The sequence below is a fragment of the Hoyosella altamirensis genome, assembly GCF_014191505.1.
In the GTDB taxonomy this organism is placed as follows: Bacteria; Actinomycetota; Actinomycetes; order Mycobacteriales; family Mycobacteriaceae; genus Hoyosella; species Hoyosella altamirensis.
This window is the reverse complement of the sequence record NZ_JACHWS010000006.1, coordinates 35355-57225: the sequence shown is the minus strand read 5'-3', so window position 1 is coordinate 57225 and position 21871 is coordinate 35355. Positions and strand designations below refer to the sequence as shown.

At 62.4% G+C, this 21871-nt stretch carries 19 protein-coding genes and 2 pseudogenes; 5 read left to right on the top strand and 16 right to left on the bottom strand.

Annotated elements, in window-relative coordinates:
- Positions 1-6 precede the first annotated feature (6 nt).
- The 7 genes and pseudogenes from FHU29_RS22265 to FHU29_RS22235 form a co-directional block, all read right to left on the bottom strand.
- A pseudogene (locus FHU29_RS22265) lies at positions 7-1126 on the bottom strand (IS3 family transposase).
- A gap of 227 nt (positions 1127-1353) precedes the next feature.
- A complete protein-coding gene (locus FHU29_RS22260; protein ID WP_064442691.1) occupies positions 1354-1665 on the bottom strand; it encodes a hypothetical protein in 312 nt (103 codons plus the stop codon).
- Positions 1666-1820: 155 nt separating this feature from the next.
- Entirely contained in the window at positions 1821-3239 is a 1419-nt protein-coding gene (locus tag FHU29_RS22255) for a HAMP domain-containing sensor histidine kinase (protein ID WP_064442692.1), read from the bottom strand.
- On the bottom strand, positions 3236-3682 hold the full coding sequence (locus FHU29_RS23785) for a response regulator transcription factor (protein WP_341478996.1): 447 nt from the start codon (positions 3680-3682) through the stop codon (positions 3236-3238). The genes FHU29_RS22255 and FHU29_RS23785 overlap by 4 nt, the downstream gene beginning before the upstream one ends.
- A 77-nt stretch (positions 3683-3759) precedes the next feature.
- Complete coding sequence (locus FHU29_RS22245) at positions 3760-4992, bottom strand: IS256 family transposase (protein ID WP_064442702.1); 1233 nt, start codon at positions 4990-4992, stop codon at positions 3760-3762.
- Between the two features lie 49 nt (positions 4993-5041).
- Positions 5042-5353, bottom strand: a complete 312-nt coding sequence (locus tag FHU29_RS22240) for a response regulator (protein WP_183377666.1) — start codon at positions 5351-5353, stop codon at positions 5042-5044.
- 12 nt (positions 5354-5365) lie between these two features.
- The gene (locus FHU29_RS22235; protein ID WP_157095455.1) at positions 5366-6067 is read right to left on the bottom strand and encodes a hypothetical protein; all 702 of its coding nucleotides are present in this window, start codon (positions 6065-6067) and stop codon (positions 5366-5368) included.
- A gap of 463 nt (positions 6068-6530) precedes the next feature.
- On the opposite strand from FHU29_RS22235, the gene FHU29_RS22230 reads away from it, so the two are divergent.
- The 3 genes from FHU29_RS22230 (at position 6531) to FHU29_RS22220 (ending at position 10675) form a co-directional block, all read left to right on the top strand.
- Positions 6531-7928 (top strand): hemolysin family protein, encoded by a 1398-nt coding sequence (locus tag FHU29_RS22230; RefSeq protein WP_064442642.1) that lies wholly within the window; start codon positions 6531-6533, stop codon positions 7926-7928.
- Positions 7921-8958, top strand: coding sequence for a hemolysin family protein (locus FHU29_RS22225; RefSeq protein ID WP_064442643.1), 1038 nt, complete (start codon positions 7921-7923; stop codon positions 8956-8958). The genes FHU29_RS22230 and FHU29_RS22225 overlap by 8 nt, the downstream gene beginning before the upstream one ends.
- Before the next feature lie 796 nt (positions 8959-9754).
- A complete protein-coding gene (locus FHU29_RS22220) occupies positions 9755-10675 on the top strand; it encodes an alpha/beta hydrolase (protein ID WP_064442644.1) in 921 nt (306 codons plus the stop codon).
- A gap of 9 nt (positions 10676-10684) precedes the next feature.
- Here the strand turns inward: FHU29_RS22220 and FHU29_RS22215 are convergent, their stop codons facing one another.
- Together FHU29_RS22215 and FHU29_RS23780 are read right to left on the bottom strand one after the other, a co-directional pair.
- Complete coding sequence (locus tag FHU29_RS22215; protein WP_064442650.1) at positions 10685-11281, bottom strand: TetR/AcrR family transcriptional regulator; 597 nt, start codon at positions 11279-11281, stop codon at positions 10685-10687.
- 310 nt (positions 11282-11591) lie between these two features.
- A complete protein-coding gene (locus FHU29_RS23780; RefSeq protein ID WP_183377665.1) occupies positions 11592-12314 on the bottom strand; it encodes an ANTAR domain-containing protein in 723 nt (240 codons plus the stop codon).
- Between the two features lie 593 nt (positions 12315-12907).
- Here FHU29_RS23780 and FHU29_RS22205 point away from each other — a divergent pair.
- Together FHU29_RS22205 and FHU29_RS22200 are read left to right on the top strand one after the other, a co-directional pair.
- A complete protein-coding gene (locus FHU29_RS22205; RefSeq protein ID WP_157095457.1) occupies positions 12908-13123 on the top strand; it encodes a hypothetical protein in 216 nt (71 codons plus the stop codon).
- A gap of 713 nt (positions 13124-13836) precedes the next feature.
- Entirely contained in the window at positions 13837-14991 is a 1155-nt protein-coding gene (locus FHU29_RS22200) for a Replication protein Rep (protein WP_341478993.1), read from the top strand.
- Positions 14992-15308: 317 nt separating this feature from the next.
- On the opposite strand, the gene FHU29_RS22195 is transcribed toward FHU29_RS22200, so the two are convergent.
- From FHU29_RS22195 to FHU29_RS22165, 7 genes and pseudogenes are all read right to left on the bottom strand, one after another.
- The gene (locus FHU29_RS22195; protein ID WP_064442648.1) at positions 15309-16337 is read right to left on the bottom strand and encodes a hemolysin family protein; all 1029 of its coding nucleotides are present in this window, start codon (positions 16335-16337) and stop codon (positions 15309-15311) included.
- Positions 16330-17724 (bottom strand): hemolysin family protein, encoded by a 1395-nt coding sequence (locus FHU29_RS22190; protein WP_064442649.1) that lies wholly within the window; start codon positions 17722-17724, stop codon positions 16330-16332. The genes FHU29_RS22195 and FHU29_RS22190 overlap by 8 nt, the downstream gene beginning before the upstream one ends.
- 176 nt (positions 17725-17900) lie before the next feature.
- Positions 17901-19406 (bottom strand): annotated as a pseudogene (locus tag FHU29_RS22185) (tripartite tricarboxylate transporter permease).
- Positions 19406-19741 carry a tripartite tricarboxylate transporter TctB family protein gene (locus tag FHU29_RS22180; RefSeq protein WP_083962614.1) on the bottom strand — a complete coding sequence of 112 codons (336 nt, stop codon included), beginning with the start codon at positions 19739-19741 and terminating at the stop codon, positions 19406-19408. Before FHU29_RS22180 ends, FHU29_RS22185 begins: the two are co-directional and overlap by 1 nt.
- A 39-nt stretch (positions 19742-19780) precedes the next feature.
- The gene (locus FHU29_RS22175; protein WP_157095459.1) at positions 19781-19945 is read right to left on the bottom strand and encodes a hypothetical protein; all 165 of its coding nucleotides are present in this window, start codon (positions 19943-19945) and stop codon (positions 19781-19783) included.
- 13 nt (positions 19946-19958) lie between these two features.
- Positions 19959-20792 (bottom strand): undecaprenyl-diphosphate phosphatase, encoded by an 834-nt coding sequence (locus FHU29_RS22170; protein ID WP_064442651.1) that lies wholly within the window; start codon positions 20790-20792, stop codon positions 19959-19961.
- 178 nt (positions 20793-20970) lie between these two features.
- Complete coding sequence (locus tag FHU29_RS22165; protein WP_198156575.1) at positions 20971-21636, bottom strand: VTT domain-containing protein; 666 nt, start codon at positions 21634-21636, stop codon at positions 20971-20973.
- Between the last annotated feature and the right edge of the window lie 235 nt (positions 21637-21871).

Here is a 21871-nt window from a genome sequence, read left to right as displayed (position 1 = left end):
CAGGCGTTATGCGGCCTTGGTTTGGGGTTGACAGGTTGCAGCGTACTCGATTGGTGTGAGGTAGTTCAGCGCCGAGTGCCGGTGGGTGAGGTTATATGTTTGCTTCCAGTCGCCGATGACGACCCGTGCTTCGAGGATGCTGTGGAATACGTTGAGGTTGAGGCATTCGTCGCGCAGCCGGTTGTTGAATGATTCGATATGACCGTTGCACCAGGGGCTTGCGGGCGGGATGTAGGCGATGCCGATCCTGCCCTCGCAGAAGTTGTTGAGTGCCCGGGAGATCAGTTCCGGGCCGTTGTCGCAGCGCAGCACTGTTGGGGCGGTGCCGCGGCGCGCGATCACGGCGGTCAGCGCGACGATCAGATCGTCGGCGGTGATCGACCGGCCGACGATGTTGAGCAGCGATTCCCGGGTGTGTTCGTCGACCGTTGACGCGATTTTGAAGGTGCATCCGTCGGCGGTGGTGTCAAATTGGAAGTCGATGGCCCACACCTCATTCGGTGCCATGGCTTCGGTGATCGGTACCGGCGGTGCGCCGACACGTTTGCGTCTGCGCCTCCGCTGCGCGACTCGCAGTCCTTCCTCCCGCCACAGCCGGTGCACTTTCTTGCGATTAATGACCATGCCCTCTGCCCGCAGCGCCGCCCACGCCCGCCGGTAGCCCTTGCGGGGGTGAGATTTCGCCCAGTCACGCAGCCATTGCCGCACACCAGAATCCGGATCGGCAGGCGTCTGGTCCGCAGGTGGTTTGCGCTGGGTCGAACGATGCTGCCCGGCAACGCGGCACGCGAGCCGCTCCGATAACCCCAAACGATCGTCACGGCCCGCCGCTTCGCCGCCGGGCCTAGAAGTTTCCCCGCGCGATCTCCCGCAACGCGTCCTTCTCCAGCTCCGCCTCCGCAAGCAGCCGCTTCAAGCGCTTGTTCTCCGCGTCAAGCTCTTTGAGCCGCTTCGCGTCGTCGGCTTTCATGCCGCCGTACTGTTTGCGCCAGTTGTACAACGTGGCGGTCGAGATCCCGAGCTGACGCGCAATCTCATCCACGTCCGTATCCCGCGCCGCGAGCTCATCAGCTTTGCGCAACTTACGGATGATCTCCTCCGGGGAATGACGTTTCCGTCCAGCCATAATGTCCAGCCTTCTATGAAATCAGAAGGACTCACATAACAGCCGGACCAATCGGAGGGGAGCACACCATTCACCGGCGCTCCCGCAGCCCGCGACAAGTGCGAGCGCCAACAGGTGGAGCACGATTCGTCGAGGCATGTGACGGATCCCGTCAGATGGAGAGCCACGCGGGCCCAGCCGGGTGAAGGAGTGGAAAGCTCGGCTAGATCCGCGCAACGATTGGGTGGTTACTTTGCGGTTCCACCACCTCCGGTTTCGACGCCGCCTTCTGGCATCGCCTCGCCCATAAACGCGACAATTCCGCCCGCGAGAACTTCGGCGGTCATGAACATGTGGTTGTAGGCGTCGTACGCGCTGGTGAACGCATCGGTGTAGTTGCTGGCGGTGGCGGCCTGGCTGCTGCTTGATGACGCGAACACCGGGGTTACGCCCCGGATTGCATCGCTGCCGGGTGCGCCTGTCTGGAGGCACACGGGTACGTGCGCAGGCAGGAGGAAACTTGGCTGGAGGTCGTGTACGAGTTCGCGCTTCCCGGGCACGGGGGATGCCAGTCTGGCACGGACGGATCGATCAGGTCGCGGCAAGCTGTGCTTCTGCGCCCGCACTGGTTGCTGGGCAAAGCTAGTGCGGGCACCCCTCGCCTGCGCTGCCGCCACCTGGTGCTTTCACCCGCGCAGGCGTCATTGGGCTGCGTTCACGCGGGGCTGGCCGGAGTTGCCCGTCGTGGAAGGCTGATGGTGGCGGTGGTTCCGGATGGGGTGCTGGTGATCCGGAGTTCTCCGTGGTGGGCGCGGGCTATTTCATTGACCACGGCGAGTCCGAGCCCGGTGGAATCGTGGTGCGGCGGGCGTGGCCCGCGCACGTAAGGCTCAGTGATGTCGCGGAGCAGCGCGGACGGTATTCCGGGTCCGTCGTCGGTGACAATGAACTGCACGTCATGAGCATCTGCGTGGGCGGTGAGGGTGATTATGGTGCCGTCGGGGGTGTGAATCGCGGCGTTGCGCAGCAGGTTGAGGATCGCCTGGCTCAGCCGGGTGGGGTCGGCGTTGATAGTGACGCCTGGAGGCGGGAGGATGTTCACTCCGGTCAGCTGCAGTCCCGCCGCTCGGGTGGTGAGGTCGCGGAAGAACTGGGGCAGCGCGACGGGTTCGGGCGCGATGAAGTTTGGCTGGTCAGCGCGGGCGAGGGCGAACAGGTCCTCGACGAGCCCGGCGATCCGGTCGATTTCTTCGCGCACGATAGCGGCAGTGTGCTGGATCCTGCGAGGGTCGGTGGTAGGACTGTACTCGAGGGTTTCGGTGTGCCCGCGCGCGATCGTGATGGGTGTGCGCAGCTCGTGGGAGACGCGTGCCATGAAGTCGGTTTGTGCCTGCGCCGCGCCCTGCAGACGGTCAAGCATCCGGTTGAATTCCTCGGCGAGGATGCCGATCTCGTCGCGGCGGGCGGGTTGCGGCACTCGTGCGTCAAGGTCGTGGAGCTGACCGGTCTGCTGCGCGGTCGCGGCGAGATCACGCAGCGGTGCGAGGGTCCGGGTGATCACAATTGACAGGGCCGTTCCGCCGGTCACCAGACTGATCGCGGCGACAATACCCAGCCAGACCAGCGACTGGGAAGTCTGGTCAGAGATCGGATCGAGGGCACCCACCACTTGCGCGGATCCGGCGGTCTCACCGTTGACGGTGATGGGTGCCTGCACAGCTCGAAGCGTCCCTGCCTGGCTGTCGAGGGTTTCAAATCCGGTGCCCGCGTTGGGGGGTATTGCGAGCCGGTCACTGAGGTCAGTCAGTTGAGCGGGCGGTGCGGGAGACACGAACACCGAGTTACCGAGCCGGATTACGGTGAGGTAAGTATCACTGCCGGGGTTGAGCCGGTAGTAGTCATTGACAGCGTTGCGCAGCGTCTCCGCCGAGATCACCCCGTCTGGTTCGCGGTGTTCTTCGGAGTATTCGGTGAGCGCGAGCGTGAACCGGTTGAGTTCGCGCTGCAGCGCCTGATCGAGATCACGCTGACCGACCAGGCTGAGCAGCTGGTAAGCGAGCAGCACCGCAAGCGCGAGACTGCTGGCGAGGATCGCGGCCGCGATCAGCGGCAGCCGGATGCGCAGTGATTTCACGCGCTGCCGTCCACGAGCCGGTAGCCACCGCCGCGGACTGTTTCGATGGTGTCCGCGCCGATCTTCTTGCGCAGGTAGCTGATGTAAACCTCGACGATATTCGAGACGGGGTCGTGCGAGTACCCCCACGCCAGGTCAAGCAGCTGCGCATGGGAGAGCACGTGCCCGGGATGGCGCATGAACACTTCCAGCAACCGGAACTCACGGTTCGTCAACTCGACGGGGCGGTCCCCGGTCCAGCAGCGCCGCCGAGCCAGATCGATCCGGATCCTGCCCGCAGTCAGCACTGTCGGGTCCGTAGCGGCGGGTGCGGAGCGCAGTCGCGCCCGGATGCGGGCGAGCAGTTCCGCGAAACTGAACGGTTTGACCAGGTAGTCATCGGCTCCGGCGTTGAGAGTGGTGACACGGTCAAGGACGGCGTCTTTCGCTGTCAGCACCACCACCGGCACGGTTGAGCCCCCCGCGGGCCTGTCACGATTTCTGTGTAAGTTCTAGATGACTTACGTCCGTTTTTACGCTATCAGAATTTCAGTCTTCCCGGGAAGGTTCTCGCCAGTGTGTTGAGGGCGATTTTCCAGCCGGGTGTCGCAGTGCCGGACGTGCCGCCACGCCAGCTAGAGATGTTTCGTAATCCCAGGTAGAACAGCTTCATCGCGGCATCATTGTCCGGGAAATGCCCCCGGTTCTTCGTTATTTTCCGGAGCTGGAAATTGATCGATTCGATCATATTTGTCGTGTACACGACTTTTCTCAGCTCGGCTGGATAGTCGAGGAATGGAATGAATTCCTCCCACGCCAGTTCCCACACATCCACGGCGCCTGGGTATTTATCACCGAATTGTTTCCGGAATTCTTTCAGCGCGAGCTCGGCGCCCTCGAGGTTCGGGGCGGTGTAGATCCGCCGCATCGCTGCGGCGACCCTCTTGCGGTCATCGTGAGAGACGAACCGTATCGCATTGCGCAGGACATGCACGACACATGTCTGAACCGTGGTATCGGGGAACACCGAGCGGATCGCGTCGGGCAGCCCGGTCAGGCCGTCGCAGCAGGCGATGAGGATGTCACGCACGCCGCGGTTGCGCAGATCGGTGACGACTTTCTGCCAGAAGCGCGCCGCCTCGCTATCCGCGATCCAGCAGCCCAGGGCATGCTTGAACCCATCGGTGTCCACACCGATGGCCAGGTACGCCACCTTGGTGGACACGATGCCGTTGTCGCGGACTTTGATGCGGATCCCGTCGACGTACAGGATCGGGTACACCTCATCGAGCGGGCGGGACTGCCACTGCCGGATCTCGTCCTCGACCACGTCGGTGACCTTCGAGATCAGCTCCCGGGATGCGGAGACACCGTACACCTCCTTCAGGTGCGCCTCGATATCACGGGTGGTCATACCGCGCGAGTACAGCGACAGGATCATCTCCTCGATGCTGCCCGTCCGCCGCTTGCGTTTCGGCACGATCCTCGGCTCGAAACTGCCCTGACGGTCACGCGGCACCGAAATCTCAACGGGCCCATTATGTGTGGAAACAGTTTTCGTGTTTTTCCCATTCCGGGAATTACCCGTGCCGCGCCCGGCCGGGTCACCAGTCTCGTAACCAAGATGCTCAGTCATTTCCACATCCAGAACCCGCTCCAGCACCGCCCTGGTCATGTGATTCAGCAGGCCATCCACACCATCAAGCGGCGTCCCGGAAGATTTCGCCTCCTGAATAAGAGAATCAATCTTCTCCTCCGGCAAAACCTGCGCCAGCAGCCGCGCGGCACCCCCATCGCCCGCCAGCACCGGGGGCACCACCTTCTCACCAGCCGATATCTTCTCTGCCACAAGGTGTCCTTCCTGACCGGTCCTCACACCAGCCGATCTTGACCCACCCAGGACTTACACACTTGTCATGACACGCCCCCCCCGCGCGCAGCCGGCGCAGAACTTCCTCACCAATCATGCGCGGCAGCATCAGGTCCAGCACGATCACATCGAAACCGGCCGATTCGGCCAGGCCCAGCCCATCGGCGCCGTTATCGGCGACCTCCACGGTGAAGCCTTCCGCGGTTAAACCGAACTCAATGAACGACGCAATGCGCGGTTCGTCCTCGATCACCAGTACCCGCATCACGGGCTCGTCTCAGCGCAGGGGGCTTGTGTAGGTGCGATCAACCTCAAGGCGCCCATCATCAACTTCCACGTCGAACTCCACGGTCTGTCCTGTTGCGCTGTTACGCAGATCAATTTCAACCTCACCCTCGCGCAGTTCGTCCTCATCCACGCTGGCAACCCACCCGTCCGTGACATCGACGCTGATCAGTGACACAAATCCTGCACGCACGTCGATAGTGACGCTACCGGCCCCTTCGAGCGAATAAATGCGTTCCCCGTCGGTGGCCGGGGTTTTCGTGTCGATCTCGATGTCAAGACGGCCGTCATCAATCTCGATTTCCACCTCCACCGTGTCCGCGCCGCGCACGAAATCCACCTCGATCTCCCCGGGCTCCTGCTCCAGCTTGACTTGCTCCCAGCTCGGTTCCGGCACCACGTCGATCAGCGTGAGCACGCCCCCATCAAGACGTACAAGAACCGCACCCGCATCACCCGCGGAGACCACCACATCACCGTCGGCACCCGGATCAGGTGTCTCAGCACCGCCCTCACGCCCCTCACCCGCCGGTTCGGACTGCATCAGCCCCGTCGCCGCCGGGGAATTCTCCAGATGCGCCCCCTCCACCGGCGGCGCCTGCGTCCCGCACCCCGCCAGCACCACAGTCGCCATGAGCGCCGCAGCACCGGAACCGGCCGTGCGGACGCTACCGGTGAGCCGTGTCTTATTCACTGATTTTACCGCCCCACCTTGTGTTTTCATCCCTGCAAGCGTCATCGCTATGTTTCCTTCCCATCACGTGATGTGCCCTCCTTCCACTCTCACCCCCAGCAATGGGACCCCGATTAACCCAGCATTAGAGCCTTCTCATCCTTGGCACACCCTGCAGCGGCCAACCCTGTACGCAGCCAGGCGCGCGCGATAGGCCACAGCGCACACATAAAACTCAGCGCCCGCAGCATCGGCCCGCCGCCGGGTTAGCCCGGTATAAGACGCCCGGCTCCCACAGCGATGTAGCCCTGTTCCGGCCCGAAGGTCCCAATGCTGCTCCTGGAGAGATGCGGGCAGCGTCACGGATCCACGGAGACAAACTGGTGCTAGACCACGGGCCTACTGTGGTCGTTTATAGTCGGGATGTGGATGATCCTGGTGACAGACCCTGCCCGTTGCTGCTGATGCGCGTGGAGGCGCCGCGGTGGTAACGGAGTGGCTTCTGGTTTTACTTGTTATCGTTCTGATTTCTGCGAATGCCTTGTTCGTCGCGGCTGAGTTCGCCCTGGTCACGGTCGACCGGCCCACTGTGCGAGACGCCGCGGCGGGCGGGGACAAACGCGCGCGCTCGGTACAGAAGGCGCTGCAAACATTATCGACTCAGCTTTCGGGCGCGCAGCTCGGTATCACCGCGACCAGTCTGCTGGTCGGTTTTGTCGCCGAACCCTCGATCGCCGCGCTGCTGCGCGGTCCGATCGCGTGGTCGGGGGTGCCCGAGCAGGCCAGTCTCGGGGTAGCCCTGGGTGCGGCCTTCATAATTGCCACAGTGACCCAGATGGTGTTCGGTGAACTGGTTCCGAAGAACTGGGCGATCTCGGAGCCGTGGCGGGTCTCCCGGGCCGTGGCCGGGGCGCAGCGCGGTTTCACCGCCGCCGCGAAACCGTTGATCATGGTTCTTAACGGCATCTCGAACCGGATCGTGCGCGCGCTGGGCATCGAGCCACGTGAGGAACTCGCCTCAGCCCGCTCCGCTCAGGAGCTTGGCGCCCTTGCTGTGCGGTCAGCGCAGCAGGGGTTGCTCGACCAGGCGATCGCCCGGCGTGTGGAAGAGGCCTCGGCTTTCGCGCGGCGCACGGCCGCCGATGTGATGACCCCGCGCCCGCGGGTCAGTTTCATCGATACCACCACGCCGGTGCGCGACATCCTGGCACTGGTGACGGCGTCCGGTCACGCGCGGTTCCCCGTCCAGCGCCGCTCGGTTGACGACATCGCCGGTGTCGTGCATTTTAAGTCCGCGCTCGCCGTGCCCCCGCAGCAGCGGTCGCGCGTCACTGCCGCCGACATCATGACGGGTGTCCGCGCGGTCCCCGCCTCGATGGGGCTCGGCGGTGTGCTCGAGGAATTGCGCAGCGGACTGCAACTCGCTGTGGTCATCGACGAATACGGCGGAACCGCAGGCATTGTCACCCTCGAGGACCTCGTTGAAGAAGTCCTTGGGGAAATCGACGACGAACAAGACCGCCCCAGCGGGCGGCCCCGGCGTCTCACGGACGGTTCATGGTCGCTTCCCGGCCTGATCCGCCCCGACGAGGCCGCCGACATCACCGGCATAGAGCTTCCCGAAGCCGAACACAGTGACACCCTCGGCGGTCTGATCACCGAACAAATCGCCCGGTTCGCCCAACCCGGTGACACCGTCGATCTCAGCGCGGCCGATCTCACCGAGCGCGACAGCGACGGCATGCCCACCCCCATCACAGCGCGGCTGCGCGTAACGCAGACAGACGGGCGGCGGATCGCCCGCGTCCGGCTCAGCCGGATACACACCGCTGCTACGCACCCCACAACACACAGCCCGCGGACGGAGAACCAGCATGGTTGATATCACCGGAATGGTCATCGGTATCGCGCTGCTGCTGGGGAACGCCTTTTTCGTCGGAGCCGAGTTCGCGCTCATCGCCGCGCGGCGCACCCAGATCGAGCCCCGCGCCGCCGCGGGCAGCCGCAGCGCACGGATCACCCTGCGCGCCCTCGAACGCGTGTCACTCATGATGGCCGGTGCGCAACTCGGCATCACCATGTGCTCACTCGGTCTCGGTGCCGTCGCCGAACCCGCGATCGCCTACGCCCTCGAAGTCCCCCTCGAAGCGCTCGGTGTACCCTCCGCGCTGCTGCACCCCATCGCGCTCGTGATCGCGCTGACCATCGTGCTGTCACTGCATATGACGATTGGAGAAATGGTGCCTAAAAACATCGCGATCGCCGGTCCTGAACGGTCGGCACTGCTGCTCGGCCCACCGCTATACGCGATCGTACTGTTGTTCAAACCGCTGCTCATCGTCATCAACTCGATCGCGAACCTCGTCCTGCGCTTGCTCCGCGTCACACCGCGCGAAGAAGTCGCATCCGCCTTCACCGCTGACGAAGTCGCCGGAATCATCGACGAAGCAAAACGCGAAGGACTGCTCGACCCAAGCACCTACACTCTGCTAGCAGGCTCGGTCGCGATCGCAGAGGACACCGTCACCTCAATCATGGTTCCCCTCAACAGCCTCGTCACCACCCCCGTCGATACCCGCATCGGCGAGCTCCAGCAAACCTGCATCACGACCGGCTACTCCCGCATCCCCACCACCGACAGCGCCGGAACCATCACCGGCTACGTCCACATCAAAGACATCCTCGACCTTGACACCCACACCGTCCTGCCCGCAGAGCACATCCGGCAGATCACCCGCGTAACCGCGACCACCAGTCTCGATGACGTCCTCAGCGACATGCAATCACTCGGCACCCACGTCGCACTCGTCACCAGCAACGACTCCACCGACACAATCGGTGCAGCCATGCTCGAAGACGTCATCGAAAAACTCGTCGGAGAAATCGCCGACACCGCCACCAAAGTCAGCTAAAACCACTCCCTGCGGATGTCACCGCCACGCTTGGGCCGTGCAGCCTTGAGGCCATCATCCGCAGCAACACAGCACAAACACTCTCAGCGGCGCAGCTACGCCGCAATTCGGTAGCGGCCTCTGGCGGAGGCATCCGATGAATTATGCCCACGGGCTGGGTCCCAGATGTAACGGGCGGCCGCGATTACTGTGCTCATCGGTGCCCAGGAGGGATCGCGATGGTGATAATAAGTGACCCCGGTGCATGTTTCGGTGACCTCAGCGGGTTTCCGTATCGGGATACTTCCGGATACGAGAATTACAGACGGCCAATGTTGATGACGGCACGCCGCAACGCCGTCGGCCTCGGGCAAACAACTCTGAACGCATAGACCGGCGCTCAGCGCCAGCCTCAAGTCAGGCTGCGCGTGGCATTTGGGTTACCTCGGAGACGAGTCAACAGCCGCCGCGCGGAAACAACTACATCCGAACGCTCGAGCTAGCCCTGGACCATCCGGCCATTCTGGATGCCGCCGCCCAGGCCCTCTGCAAAGACATCGACCCCACAGCCACCTAGGCACCGGCCCGGGTGGCGCTCGAATCAACTCAAGCCTCCGGCAATGATGGTTCATTACGAGGCCCACGCTTATGCACAGGATCCGGTGGATTGAGGGGTTGTTCACGCGTAATGCGAGCAGGCAATGCAGCAGGCAGCGTCAGCTGATGAGTGTTTGCAGTTGAGAGGATGTTTTCGCGTGATTCCGGCGGGTACTGAATGCGAGTTGTGCCGAGTGATCGGGGCGTCGATGATCAACATATGGATTACCTCGGATATGCGGAGTTCCTTCCCGGCGAATACCGCCGGGATTCGCTGATCGCTCCGGTGCCGACGTGGTGGTCGTGGCGCGGCAAACGTGTTCACGTCGCCCGCGCTGGTAGCCCGGACGCGGACGTGCGGGTCCTGGCCATCCACGGGGCGGGCGGCCACTCAGGTTTGTTGTGGCCATTCGCCGCGCTCGCCGCGCGGGAGGGCGTAGAAGTGATGGCCGTGGATCTGCCGCTGTACGGTGACACCGCCGATCCGGATCCGGGGTCGGTGAGATACCCCGATTGGATCGATCTGCTGTGTGACTTCGTGCTCGCTGAAACAGCATCCGATGACCGGCCGCTGGTTGTGTTCGGCGCCAGTATGGGCGGGATGCTGGCCTACGAGGTTGCTGCCCGCACCGGCGCCGTTGCCCATGTGGTCGCGACGTGTCTTCTCGACCCCGAGGATCCCGCTGCCCGCAGCGCGGCCGCACGCTGGGCGTTTATGGGGCGTGCCGCGCCGGGTGCGCTACGTGTGATCGAACCACTGCTTGGCCGTGTACGGATACCAATCCGCTGGGCGGTGGACATGAACAACATGAGCCTCAACCCCGCTCTGTCGCACGCATGCGCCACCGACCCCAAGGGCGGGGGCGTGTCGGTACCAATCGCCTTCCTCAGCAGTTTTCTCGGGTTCCGGCACACGCCCCCGGAAACATTCTGTGCCGCACCGCTCACACTGGTACATCCAGCGATGGATCGCTGGACACCGGCCGAACTGAGCATCCGGTTCCTTGAACGGATACCCGATCGCACACAACTGGTTCTCCTCGGCAACTGCGGTCACTTCCCGATCGAGGAACCGGGCTTGTCCCAGCTCGCGGCTACCTTGCGGTCGCTGCTCGCGACACTGCCCGGCCCGGCGAAGTGAGCAGTATTCCTAGGTGAGTTTCCGGATGAGTGACATTACCTGCTCGGCTGTGATCGGGTGCCGCGCTGGGACCCGGTGCACCTGCGCGTCGACGGCATGGACCAGTGTCCGCGCGGTCAGGGACACATCGTCGCCGCCGCGGCCGCAGCGCTCGAGGTGATACCCGATCTCGTCAACGAGATAGTCCTCGAATGCGCACATCACGGCGAGGTCCTGGGGCAGTCGCGCGGCGACCCGGTGCAAGAGAGCGTGCAAAGCGGGCCGCTCGCTGTGCAGGGAGACAATCACCTCGACGATCGCGCGCATCGTTTCCTCGAACGGTGGCCTGGTTTCCCGGAGCATCGCGAACACCTGGCCAAGCTGCTCGCCGCCCGCCATGAGGTGCCGCACGGCCAGCTCACGAAGCATCCCGTGCTTGTTCGGGAAATACTGGTATAGCGTGCCGATGGACACCCCGGCACGCTCGGCGATCCGGTTGGTCGTCGCTGTCAGTCCTTCCCGGTTAAACATTTGCGCCGCGGCTTCCAGCAGCACGCTCACCGTGTCCCTCGAGCGGCCCTGCCGCGGGTACTTGCGGACCCTATCGCGCGTCGCGGGCAGTCCCATGCACTCCAGTATCTCAAAACCACCGCCCAAAATCTGACCGTGTGAAAAATGCATCTATCTGTGGCTCGTCAGCTGCGGAAACCTGCAGCTGAGTCTGCTCGCAAGCATGGGCAGACCGGGCGCGCAGCGGCATGTGCCGCTATCGAGGGTCTTGGGCATGGGGGTGGTTACCCGTGAGGGCGCTGTGGGTAGGAAAAGAGCAGTGCACTGCTAGAGGCTGTGCACTACTGGCTTTGCTGGTTAAGCAGTCAGCCAGCAAAGCCGCCCGGGATTGCGGTGACGCGGCTGCCGTGCTGTGTCACCCGGCTGTTTACGTGTCTGAATGTCGGCTGGCGATGGTTTTCGCGATCTCGGCGAGTTTGAGGTTCATGTCCTGGGAGGTGCGTTTCAGCAGTTCGAATGCGTCGCTGGCGCTGATGCCCTGGCGGGCCATCAAAATGCCTTTCGCCTGCCCGATCACGTCACGGCTGGCGAGTGCCTGCTGGAGCTGGTGTTCGCGCAGCTGGAGGTAGGTCAGGGCGCTGGTGTGCGCGAGCGCGAGCGAGGCATGCGCGGCGAGAATCAGCACCTTGTGCTTTTCGTCTTCGGACAAGCCATGGGCTTGCGTGGAGTACACATTAAGCGCGCCCGGCGGGTACACACAGCGCCGATCCGGTGTCAGTGTCACCGCGAGCACAGATTCCACCCCGAGACTGGCCGCGGCGGGACCGAACCGGGGCCACCGTTCATCGGTGCTGAGACGGGCACTGTAGGCGTAACCTGGCCCCGGCTTGCGGGCGCATTCCACACAGGGGCCCTCCCTATAGCTGTATTGCGCCAGATCCAGCTCGGTACACACTTCGCTCGTCGCGATAGGAGTGAAATAATTGCCTTTGCTGTCCCGCAGCGTGATACTGACGAAATCCGCACCGTCGATCAGCAGGTTCGCAGCCGCTGTCACGTGTTCAGCTACATCAGCGGCCGTGTCGGACTGCTTCAGCAGCGCCTGGGTCAGACCGCCGAACACCTCAAACAGGTCCTCAAACCGCTGCACTGCCCACACCCGCCTTCAATTCGTACCGCCTTGCCGCGGCGAAACTAGTGATGCCTTCACGAATCACTGTAAATCCCGCGGTGAAGCGTGAGATTGCCTCTTCGCCCGTCCCTCACAGCACCCTTGGGAAGGTTCGCTGAGACTAGCGTGAACCTATACTTCCATCCCGACGCCAGCCGTCAAGCTTCTACAGAGAGGGGGCCCGCACCAACTCTGCCCAGAAAACGGTGCGGGCGCAGAAACATCACCGAGCCGGGTGATCGAGCCGGATGCGTTCACGATTCTCGTTTTACCGGGGAGGCGAACTCGTACACGACCTCCAGCCGAGTTTCCTCCTGCCTGCGCAGGTACCCGTGTGCCTCCAAACAGGGCGCGGAAAGGCGACGAGCGGTTGAACGCTGGCCGCATCTACCAGGGACACTCCGAAACTTGGTGTACCCAAGGGTGTCATCACATTTCCCTTCAATAGCGCCACATTGGGCAGCCGATGCGCTGATGGTCATTAAGCGCCACCTGCATTCGAAATTGGCTATCCGCAACTCGCCGGCGTGTCCTCCCCGTTAGCGGATAGCCAAAACGGCAAGATTGTGCCCATGGCTGGATTACGCAAACCTGGTCGCCCGAGCAAGGGGCCGAGAGAAGCCTTTCTCGCGCGCATGCACCCCGAGTTGAAAGCCGCCCTGCAAAAGGCGGCTCAGGACCGAGGAATCACCGCGAACGACCTGATTGCTGTGCTGATTGCTGAGCACACCGGCCGGACGCATCTTGTGGACTACCAGGAGGTACTGCCACTGCAGAAGACCGCCTAAACACGAGCGGACTCGTACATACCGGCGGTACAGGATCTGCAGAGACAAGAAGACCCCGGCGGCCACCGGGGTCTTCTAAGAGCCAACCAGAGAGCCAGGCTTTCTCTGATCCTGTGCTGCCCCTTTGAGAGGAGCAAAACTGCTTGTCGGCAGTTTTGAGGGTACCGTGCACCCTCACACCATTCAACTGAACACGAGCGAAACACGCACAAAGTTCCATAAACATCACGTGGAAACTTGTCGCATGACCTCGCCGTTCAGAGTCTTGTTGCCCCTCCCAGGGGCGCTTAGTGGGTCATTGCACGTTCACCAAGCCTCCCAGTTGCCGCGTCGCATCGCTCAGCCGTTTGGTCGCGTTAGGCCGGTACGTCAACTGACTCAACCGAATTCGACGAGCATCCACCTAAATCTTGGCGGCCCTCGGCATCGATCCCCAACCGAGTGTGGCCGTAAGAGCTGCACCCAGCTTCCGGCGGGAAGGAGGTACCCCAGCACATCGATCGGACAACTGCATTCGTCACTGATCAGACACACACCCCAGAAATGACGAAAACCCCCGGGCAAGGGGGGTTTTGAAACTTTCGTCAGGGTGAAACGAAGTTGGCGCTTCGTTTCGGTCTGGTCCAACTGAGAGGACAGAATTGCTTACAGGCAGTTCTGAGGGTAGCGCATACCCTCATATCGCTTCAACGTTTTCAGCCAAAACACCGTGTGTGTCGCGATACCGCGGCTGTACCCACACTCGGCGCAGGCGCGGTACCGCGCGCACTGCACCGGCAATAGTGGCCGCGCTCGCCCCCACTCGACCTGTCGCGCTGGAACTCGAACCCGATGCATACCAGGGCGTTCCCTGCTGGTACCGCCGCGATACATGGCTAGCGGACCTCGAGCGTGTCTACACGCGCCACTACAGCCAGGCCCGCCGCAACCTCACAGCGGGGGTTAGCCTCAAAACACTCCTGCGCGTCGCGACCGTCATGGCCGATGCCGCAGATCACGCCACCGGCCGCAACTCCCGCGTCGACAACACCACCATCGCCGCGAAACTCCAGTGCGCCACAAAAACTGTCACCCGCGCCCGCAACCTCCTGCGCGAACTCGGCCTTGCCACCGAAATACTCCGCGGCCGCCAGCGCACACGCACCGAACGGATGGCCTCCTGGCGCTGCGGCGACCACGCCCGCGGCTGGGCCTCGGTGTGGGCACTCCACCACCCCAAACCCACTATCCCTGTGGATAACTCGCACGTAAAAAGTGCGCCACACAACAAAATGTCCACCCACCCCCGTAGGGGTCACTCTGAAATTACCTCTTACGTTGAGAGAAAAATAACTACAGGCAAGCCTGTGGAAAAACGAGCGCCTACGGCGCCCTCACCTACCGAGCCAGGCCGCCCTGTCGATCCGGACGGGCTGTGGCTCGCCAGAACCTGGCTTTCCGACCCCTCAACACCACGCTGGGCGCACAGACACACCCCCCATGGGTGGGCCCGTGTCCTCACCAAACCTGCCCGCCACGGCTGGAGCGGCCGGGATCTCAACCAGGCGCTACGCGACTGGCAATCACTCGGCCACTATCTTCCCCACAAACCCCACCGCCCCATCGGACTCATCGGCAGAATCCTCACAACCCTCGACCTCAACGACCGCCCCGCTGCCGCCGACATCGCCCGCGAAACCGAAGCAGCTGAGCAGCGCCGCCAGCGCGCACACTGCCCCCACTGCGACGAACACGGCTGGCGCACACCACCACAGAACTACACCGGCCCCGAGCTCGCCGTCCGCTGCAACCACACTGAGGAGCAGCACGAAGTCTGGATGAAACTACAAAGGAGTGAACTACCGCCTCAACAGAAAAGGGGTGCATAGAACGACGTGGCATTTCGCCTGACCCAAAGTTGCGCGATTATCTAGCCAATTTTCGCAGCACCGCTATACTAAGCCCATACATACGCCCTAACGTAATCCCGTGCGCATGGGCGTACAGGAGGCTCCGCCCATGGGCGAACATCAGGAGCGCCATGGCGTGCCCGAAGATTCGGGCTAGCGAGACTGATGACGTGGGCCAGGTGACACTGCGTCCCGCCAGCGGCCGTTTTTCACGAGTCCCACCGGTTGTCGCGACGACACTGATCCTGTCAGCCAGCACCGGGTCGGCCACCCAAATACTTACAGGCGGTTTACTACTAGGTGTGCTGACTGTCGGCCACCGTTTGGGTGATTGGAAGCAGGCGTTCTAGCACATCGCTGAGGGTGACTATCCCGGTCACCTTGCCATCGTTGGTGATGGTTGCAAGGTGGCTCCGTGTCTCTCGCATGATCCGCAGTGCCTCGTAGACGGGGATGCCGGCATCGACGGTGAGGGCCGGGCGCATGAGTTCACCTGCGGTGAGTGTGGGTGCCGCCTGGAGACTGTCGCGCACGTGGACTACGCCGTCGACGTGCCCGTTTCCGCGTACCAGCAGTCTCAGGTGACCGGTCCGGCGGGCGGTGTCCCGTATCTCGGCAGAGGTGGCCTCGGGCGGCACGCTACTCGGCCGGGCATTCGGCCGAACGATGTCACCCACGGTGAGGGCCTCGAGTTCGAGTGCGCTCGTCAAATGACCGTGGTAGCGCTCGTCGAGCGTTCCGGCCGTGGCTGAATGCTCAACGAGATGCCGGAGCGTGTCCGAATTTTGCCCGGTACTGACCTGATCGACGGGGTCGACGCCTACCTTGTGCAGGCACCAGTTAGCCAGGTGGTTGAGCTGCGCGATGACTGGCCGGGTCAGCCACATGAATGCGCGCATGGGGATCGCGAGCATCGTGGCCGACTTTTCCGGGTGCGCGATTGCCCACGATTTCGGGGCCATCTCCCCGACCACCAGATGCAGGAAGGTCACGATGACCAGTGCGAGAACGAATCCGGCCACATCAGCGACCCACAGCGGGGCACCAACGGCTTCGAATGCTGGGGTGAGCCAATGGTGCACTGCCGGCTTGGTTACCGCACCGAGAGCCAGGGTGCACACGGTAATACCGAGTTGCGAACCGGCCAGCAGCACCGACAGTTCCGAGGCGCTGCGCAGGGCAGCGCGTGCTGAACGGCTGTGCGGGGCGGCGTCTTCGAGACGGTGGCGGCGGGCGGCGATGAGTGCGAACTCCACCGCAACGAAGAATGCGCTCGCCGTGATCAGCCCGACTGTGACGGCGAGGACGATCCAGGGATTACTCATTGTCGTTCTCCTCGTCGCCCGTTGCGACGGGTCTGGCCGTATCGATTTGTATGGTGACCCGCAGTGACGTCGGTACGTAGCTGGCGACCTCACGGACTTCGGCGATCATTCTCCGGGTGGGCGGGTCGGCGTCGTGCACGAGGTCGGCTGGGTCCGGCTCGAGGGCGATCACCACGGTGTCCCCGACCGCTGGCAGCCCGCCATATTCTGCAATGACCAGACCGGCGAGAGTCTCGTAGTTACCTTCGGGAAGTTCGTAGTCCAGTGTGCGGGCGAGCTCGTCGAGATGCAGGTCTCCGCGGACGAGCCAGCCGTCACCTTCGGGTGTGATCACGTCGGCCTCGATGGCGGGATCGTGTTCGTCGGCGATCTCACCGACGAGTTCCTCAGCGATGTCCTCGACGGTGACGACACCAGCGAAGCCGCCGTATTCGTCGATCACCAGTGCCATCTCCTCGCGGGCCTCGGTTAACCGGGCCAGCACCTCTGTCAGTGGCAGGGTGGTAGGTACTATCACCGCGGGCCGGCACACCGTCGCGGCGGTGCCGGTGGCAGCGTCGCGGGCGAGCAGGTCGTGCAGGTGCACCACACCACGCAGGTCATCAGTGGACGTGCCGACAACCGGGTAGCGCGTGTGTCCGGTGCTCACCTTCGCTAACACCTGCACTACCGGTTCGTCCAGGGATACGTAGTCGACCCGGGATCGCGGGATCATTGCATGCTCGGCGGTACAAGTCGGGAAGTCGAGGATGCGGTCGAGCAGCGTCGACAGTTCCTTCGGGAGTTCCCCGGTGTCGCGGGATTCCGCAACAATGTGCTCGAGGTCCCTGGGATTGGCTGAATGTTCCACGTCGTGGACCGGTTCGATGCGCAGTGTACGCAGCAGCAGGTTCGACGACGCGTCGAACAGCTTGATCAGCCAGCCGAATAGCTTCAGATAGATTGTGGTGGAAAGAGCCAGCCAGCGCGCAACTGGTTCGGGCCGCGCGATTGCCAGGTTCTTGGGGAACAGCTCACCGAAGACCATCTGCACAATGGTGGCTAGAGCCACAGCGAGCACGGTTCCTATGGCTACCCCAACGGCGGTCGGGACGCCGACACCGCCCAGCAGCTCGCCAATTCCGCTCCCAATCAGCGGCTCGGCAACGTATCCGACCAGCAGGCCAGTAACAGTGATGCCCAGCTGCGCGCCGGAGAGCATGAAGGAGGTGCGGCGTGTGACCGATAGGGCACGTGCGGCGGCGGTGTCACCATCTTCGGCGCGGGCCTTCAGGCGAGAGCGGTCAACTGCCATGTAAGCGAACTCTTGCGCCACGAAGTAACCGGTGACGGCGGTAATAACCACGACGACGAGGATGCCGAGCGCGATTCCAAGGACGGTCAGCACGGCGGAGTCCGGTATTCGGCTGCGCAGTGGCCGTTCTTCGGGGGCGGGGGCTGTCTTCGAGGTTTTCGCTTAGCGCGTCTCATGGATGAAACACGTACCTTTCGATATCGGACTGAGGATCTATTCGGTTCGGTCGGCTTTGCAGCTGGTGGCGCGAGCCGCGGCCACCGGACACGTCACAGATCTGCACTCGTGCGGAGGCGCAACTTATTGTATGCGCTGATCGCGATGACAACGATCAGCAAGAAATAGAGGGTAAGTGTGATGGGTGTGCTTACTAGCGTGAGCGGGTTATTCTCCGAGTTGTTCATCGCAGCGCGCAGCGAAGTTTCCGCCAGTGGGCCAAGGATGACCGCGATCAGTACCGGTGCGAGAGGAACGCCGTATCGCCGCATAGCAAACCCGAGGACACCCAGGGCGAGCATGAACACGACATCAACGAGTGAGGCGCTAGCGGCGTACACACCGAAGCACGCGAACAGGGCGATCCCTGCGTACAAGTATTCGCGGGGGATGTTCAGTAACTTCGCCCACAGCGGGGCGAACGGCAGATTCAGGATGAGCAGGACAACCATCCCGATGAAGAGGCTGGCGAGCAGGGCCCAGACGAGTTCGGCGTTGCGGGTGAACAGCAGCGGGCCCGGCTACATACCGTACTGCTGGAAGGCGGCGAGCAGCATCGCCGCGGTCGCGGAGGTCGGCAGCCCCAGAGCCAGAAGCGCCCCCATCGCTGTGCCGGCCGTGGAGTTGCCGGCCGCTTCGGGACCGGCAACTCCACGGATCGCGCCCTTGCCGAACATGGGGAACTTCCGGCGGCGGTCCAGCCGCTGCTCGGCACCGTAGGAAAGGAACGTCGGGACCTCAGCGCCACCCGCAGGGATGACCCCGAACGGGACACCGAATGCGGTGCCGCGCAACCATGCCGGGAGGGCTTCGCGGAACTCGGCTCTGGTGAGAAACGGCCTGCCCTTCGAAGGAACGAGGCTGCGGTCGTCCGGTCTTCCGATACGCGAAGCGATGTAGATGACTTCACCGACCGCGAGCATCGCCACAGTGATCACGACAATGCTCACACCGTCAAACAGTGCAACGTTCCCGAAAGTGAAGCGCTGCGACCCGCTGACCTGATCGGTGCCGATCATGGCCAGCACCAATCCGATCAGTAGCGCCGCCATACCCTTAAGGACGGAGTCGGACACAACCACAGAGGTGGCGATGAACGCAAACAGCGCGAGTGCGAAGTATTCGCCCGGCCCGAACTTCGTGGCCAGATCCGCCAGGGTGGGCGCAAAGAACACCACCAGCACGGTGGCGATCATTCCTCCGATGAACGCACCGATCGCTGAGGTCGCCAGTGCTTGTGGGGCACGCCCCAGCTTCGCCATCCGGTGTCCCTCGATCGATCCAGCGATTGCCGTGGAATTGCCCGGAGTATTCATGAGGATGCCGGATATGGCATCACCGAACAACCCACCGAAGTAGATTCCGGCAAACATAACCAATGCGGCTAGCGGGTCGAGAGTGAAGGTGATCGGCAACAGCAACGCTACTGCCATCGCCGATCCCAGCCCCGGAAGGACTCCGACGGCAGTGCCGATCAGCGCACCAATGAGAACGTAAAGCAGGTTGGTGGGGGTAAAGACATCGCCGAATCCCCCGATCAGACCAATTATTGAGTCCATCAGAACATCCCCATCACGCCGGGTGGAAGAGTGAGACCGAGCATTCCCGCAAAAACCAGCTGCACGATTGAGGACATCGCAAATCCGATCAGCAGGTTACGCAGATAGTTTGTACCGCCCAGTCCCACCGTCACTCCCCAGAACACAACGGCTCCGGCAATTATCCATCCGGCAGGCAGCAGCAGCACCGCGAACGCCACAAAGGACCCGATGGTGATACCGGCGGCCCGCCAGTTACTTGCCGGTGCCTGGATCGGCTGCCCACGCTCATTGAGTATGGGTTCGGGTACATCCGGGTTGCGCAGGATGCTGACGGCCAGCAGCGCCGCTATCAAGAAGCAGAAGCCCCACTGACTGCACCGGCTACGTGCACATCAAGGACTTCCTCGGACCACCTCCGGACGATCAACCGGGTAACCGCCACCACCAGCCTCAAGGACGGCCTCAAGCGACCTTCGGTGCAGCAATACGTCGAGGACGTCATCGAAAAACTCGCCGGAGAAATCGCCACCACCGCCTCCAAAACGAGCTAACAGCATTCCACGTAACGTGTTAACTAGCGCTGATAGTTCCGGTACCGAGAAGCATAAGCACACCGCCGCCTACAATTATCCGGTACCCAACAAACCAGTACATCGAATAGCGCTGCACAAAAGCGAGGAAGAACGCGATGCAGGCGTAACCAACAACAAACGTGATACCCACCGAAACTGAGAGTTGCCACGCATCCGCTGTGAGCCCAGAACTCTGCGGGCTCAGCGCATCCGGAAGGCTGAACAGCCCTGAAGCAACCACAGCGGGAATCGCGAGCAGAAACGAGTACCTCGCGGCCGCGTACCGCGACAGACCTAGGAAAAGGCCAGCACTAATCGTTCCTCCTGACCGTGATACCCCCGGAATCAGCGCAGCGGCCTGAGCGGTACCCATTACAAGCGTGTCACGCAGCGTAAGTGTGCTGAGTTCGCGCTGCTTTCGACCAGCGTACTCAGCGACACCGAGGATCACCCCGGCCACAATCAGCATCGCCGCGACCAGCCACAAATTACGCGCTACCGTCCGGATATCGTCACGGAAGAAGAACCCCAGTACCCCGATCGGCAGCGAACCCGCGATGACTAACCAGCCTAGACGGTAATCGGCCTGTTTCCGCACACTCGGGATAAAGATCCCACGGATCCAGGCCCTGACAATCCGGGCGATGTCCCGCGCGAAATAGACGACTACCGCGGCTTCAGTGCCGAGCTGGCACACAGCCGTGAACGACGCCCCCGCATCAGCGCCGAAAAACACCTCGCCCGCGAGAAGTAAATGCCCGGAAGAAGACACTGGAAGGAACTCAGTCAAACCCTGAACCATAGACAGAACAAGAACCTGAAGCCACGACATTTGCTCCTCAGCGGCGGCTGCGAGCGCCACATCAGACAACCACTGCCTCCTTGAAGCGATCACACTGCCACATCAGCAGGCCTCCCACCACATCCACGTCCCAGTACACATTGCTTCCCTGACTTGCCTATGATGCCGCGCTGTCAAAGCACCCGCCCGACGGAACAAGGGTTCTGCGCTACTGGACCTCTGCTCGCGCAGCAGCACGGCGGGAGCGAGTAAACTCGACCAGAACCGGCATCACCGAAAATGCGACGATCAGCACGATAACCAGGTCAAGGTTGTCACGCACCCAGGGAACACGGTCCCCGAGCACATACCCGAGCAAGGTCAGCCCTGCGCCCCACGCAATACCACCGATAATATTGAAGATGCAGAACGTGCGGTAATGCATACGGGACACACCGGCGATAACCGGAACAAACGTCCGCACGATCGGCACAAACCGGGCCAGCACAACAGTTTTGGGCCCATGCTTAGCGAAGAAGGCTTCCGATTTCCGCACGTGTTCACGGCGGAACACACGCGACTCTGGCCTGCTGAAAATCGCAGGGCCTGCCCTGCGCCCAATCGCGTAGCCTAACTGGTCCCCCAGAATCGCCGCGACAGGAACACACGCCATCAGCAGCCACAAAGGCGCAAAAGAATCCGGATGCGTCGCGGAAAACAGTCCAGCGGTGAACAACAGCGAATCGCCCGGCAGGAAAAACCCCACTAGCAGACCTGACTCGATAAACACGATCACCACAACGGCAGCAAAACCAAACGCGCCGAACTGCTCAATGATGGCCGCCGGATTCAGCCAATCCGGACCGTACGCATACTCGGAGATCACTAGCGGCACGCTACGCCACCGCCACAGCACAGCAGCACGACTCAGCTCACACTAAACAAAACCCTCAAACATTTCTCAGTAATCCACCTCGATTGAGGTGACCCCGTTTGGTGGACATCCTTGATCAGATCGCGGAATCTGGGCAAAACCCCAGCAAATCAGTCCCCTACGTGCCTCCCTATCGCGAAAGGCACTATCTACGCGCCGCTCCCGGCCCCGTATCGATTTCACCACGCCCGGATTC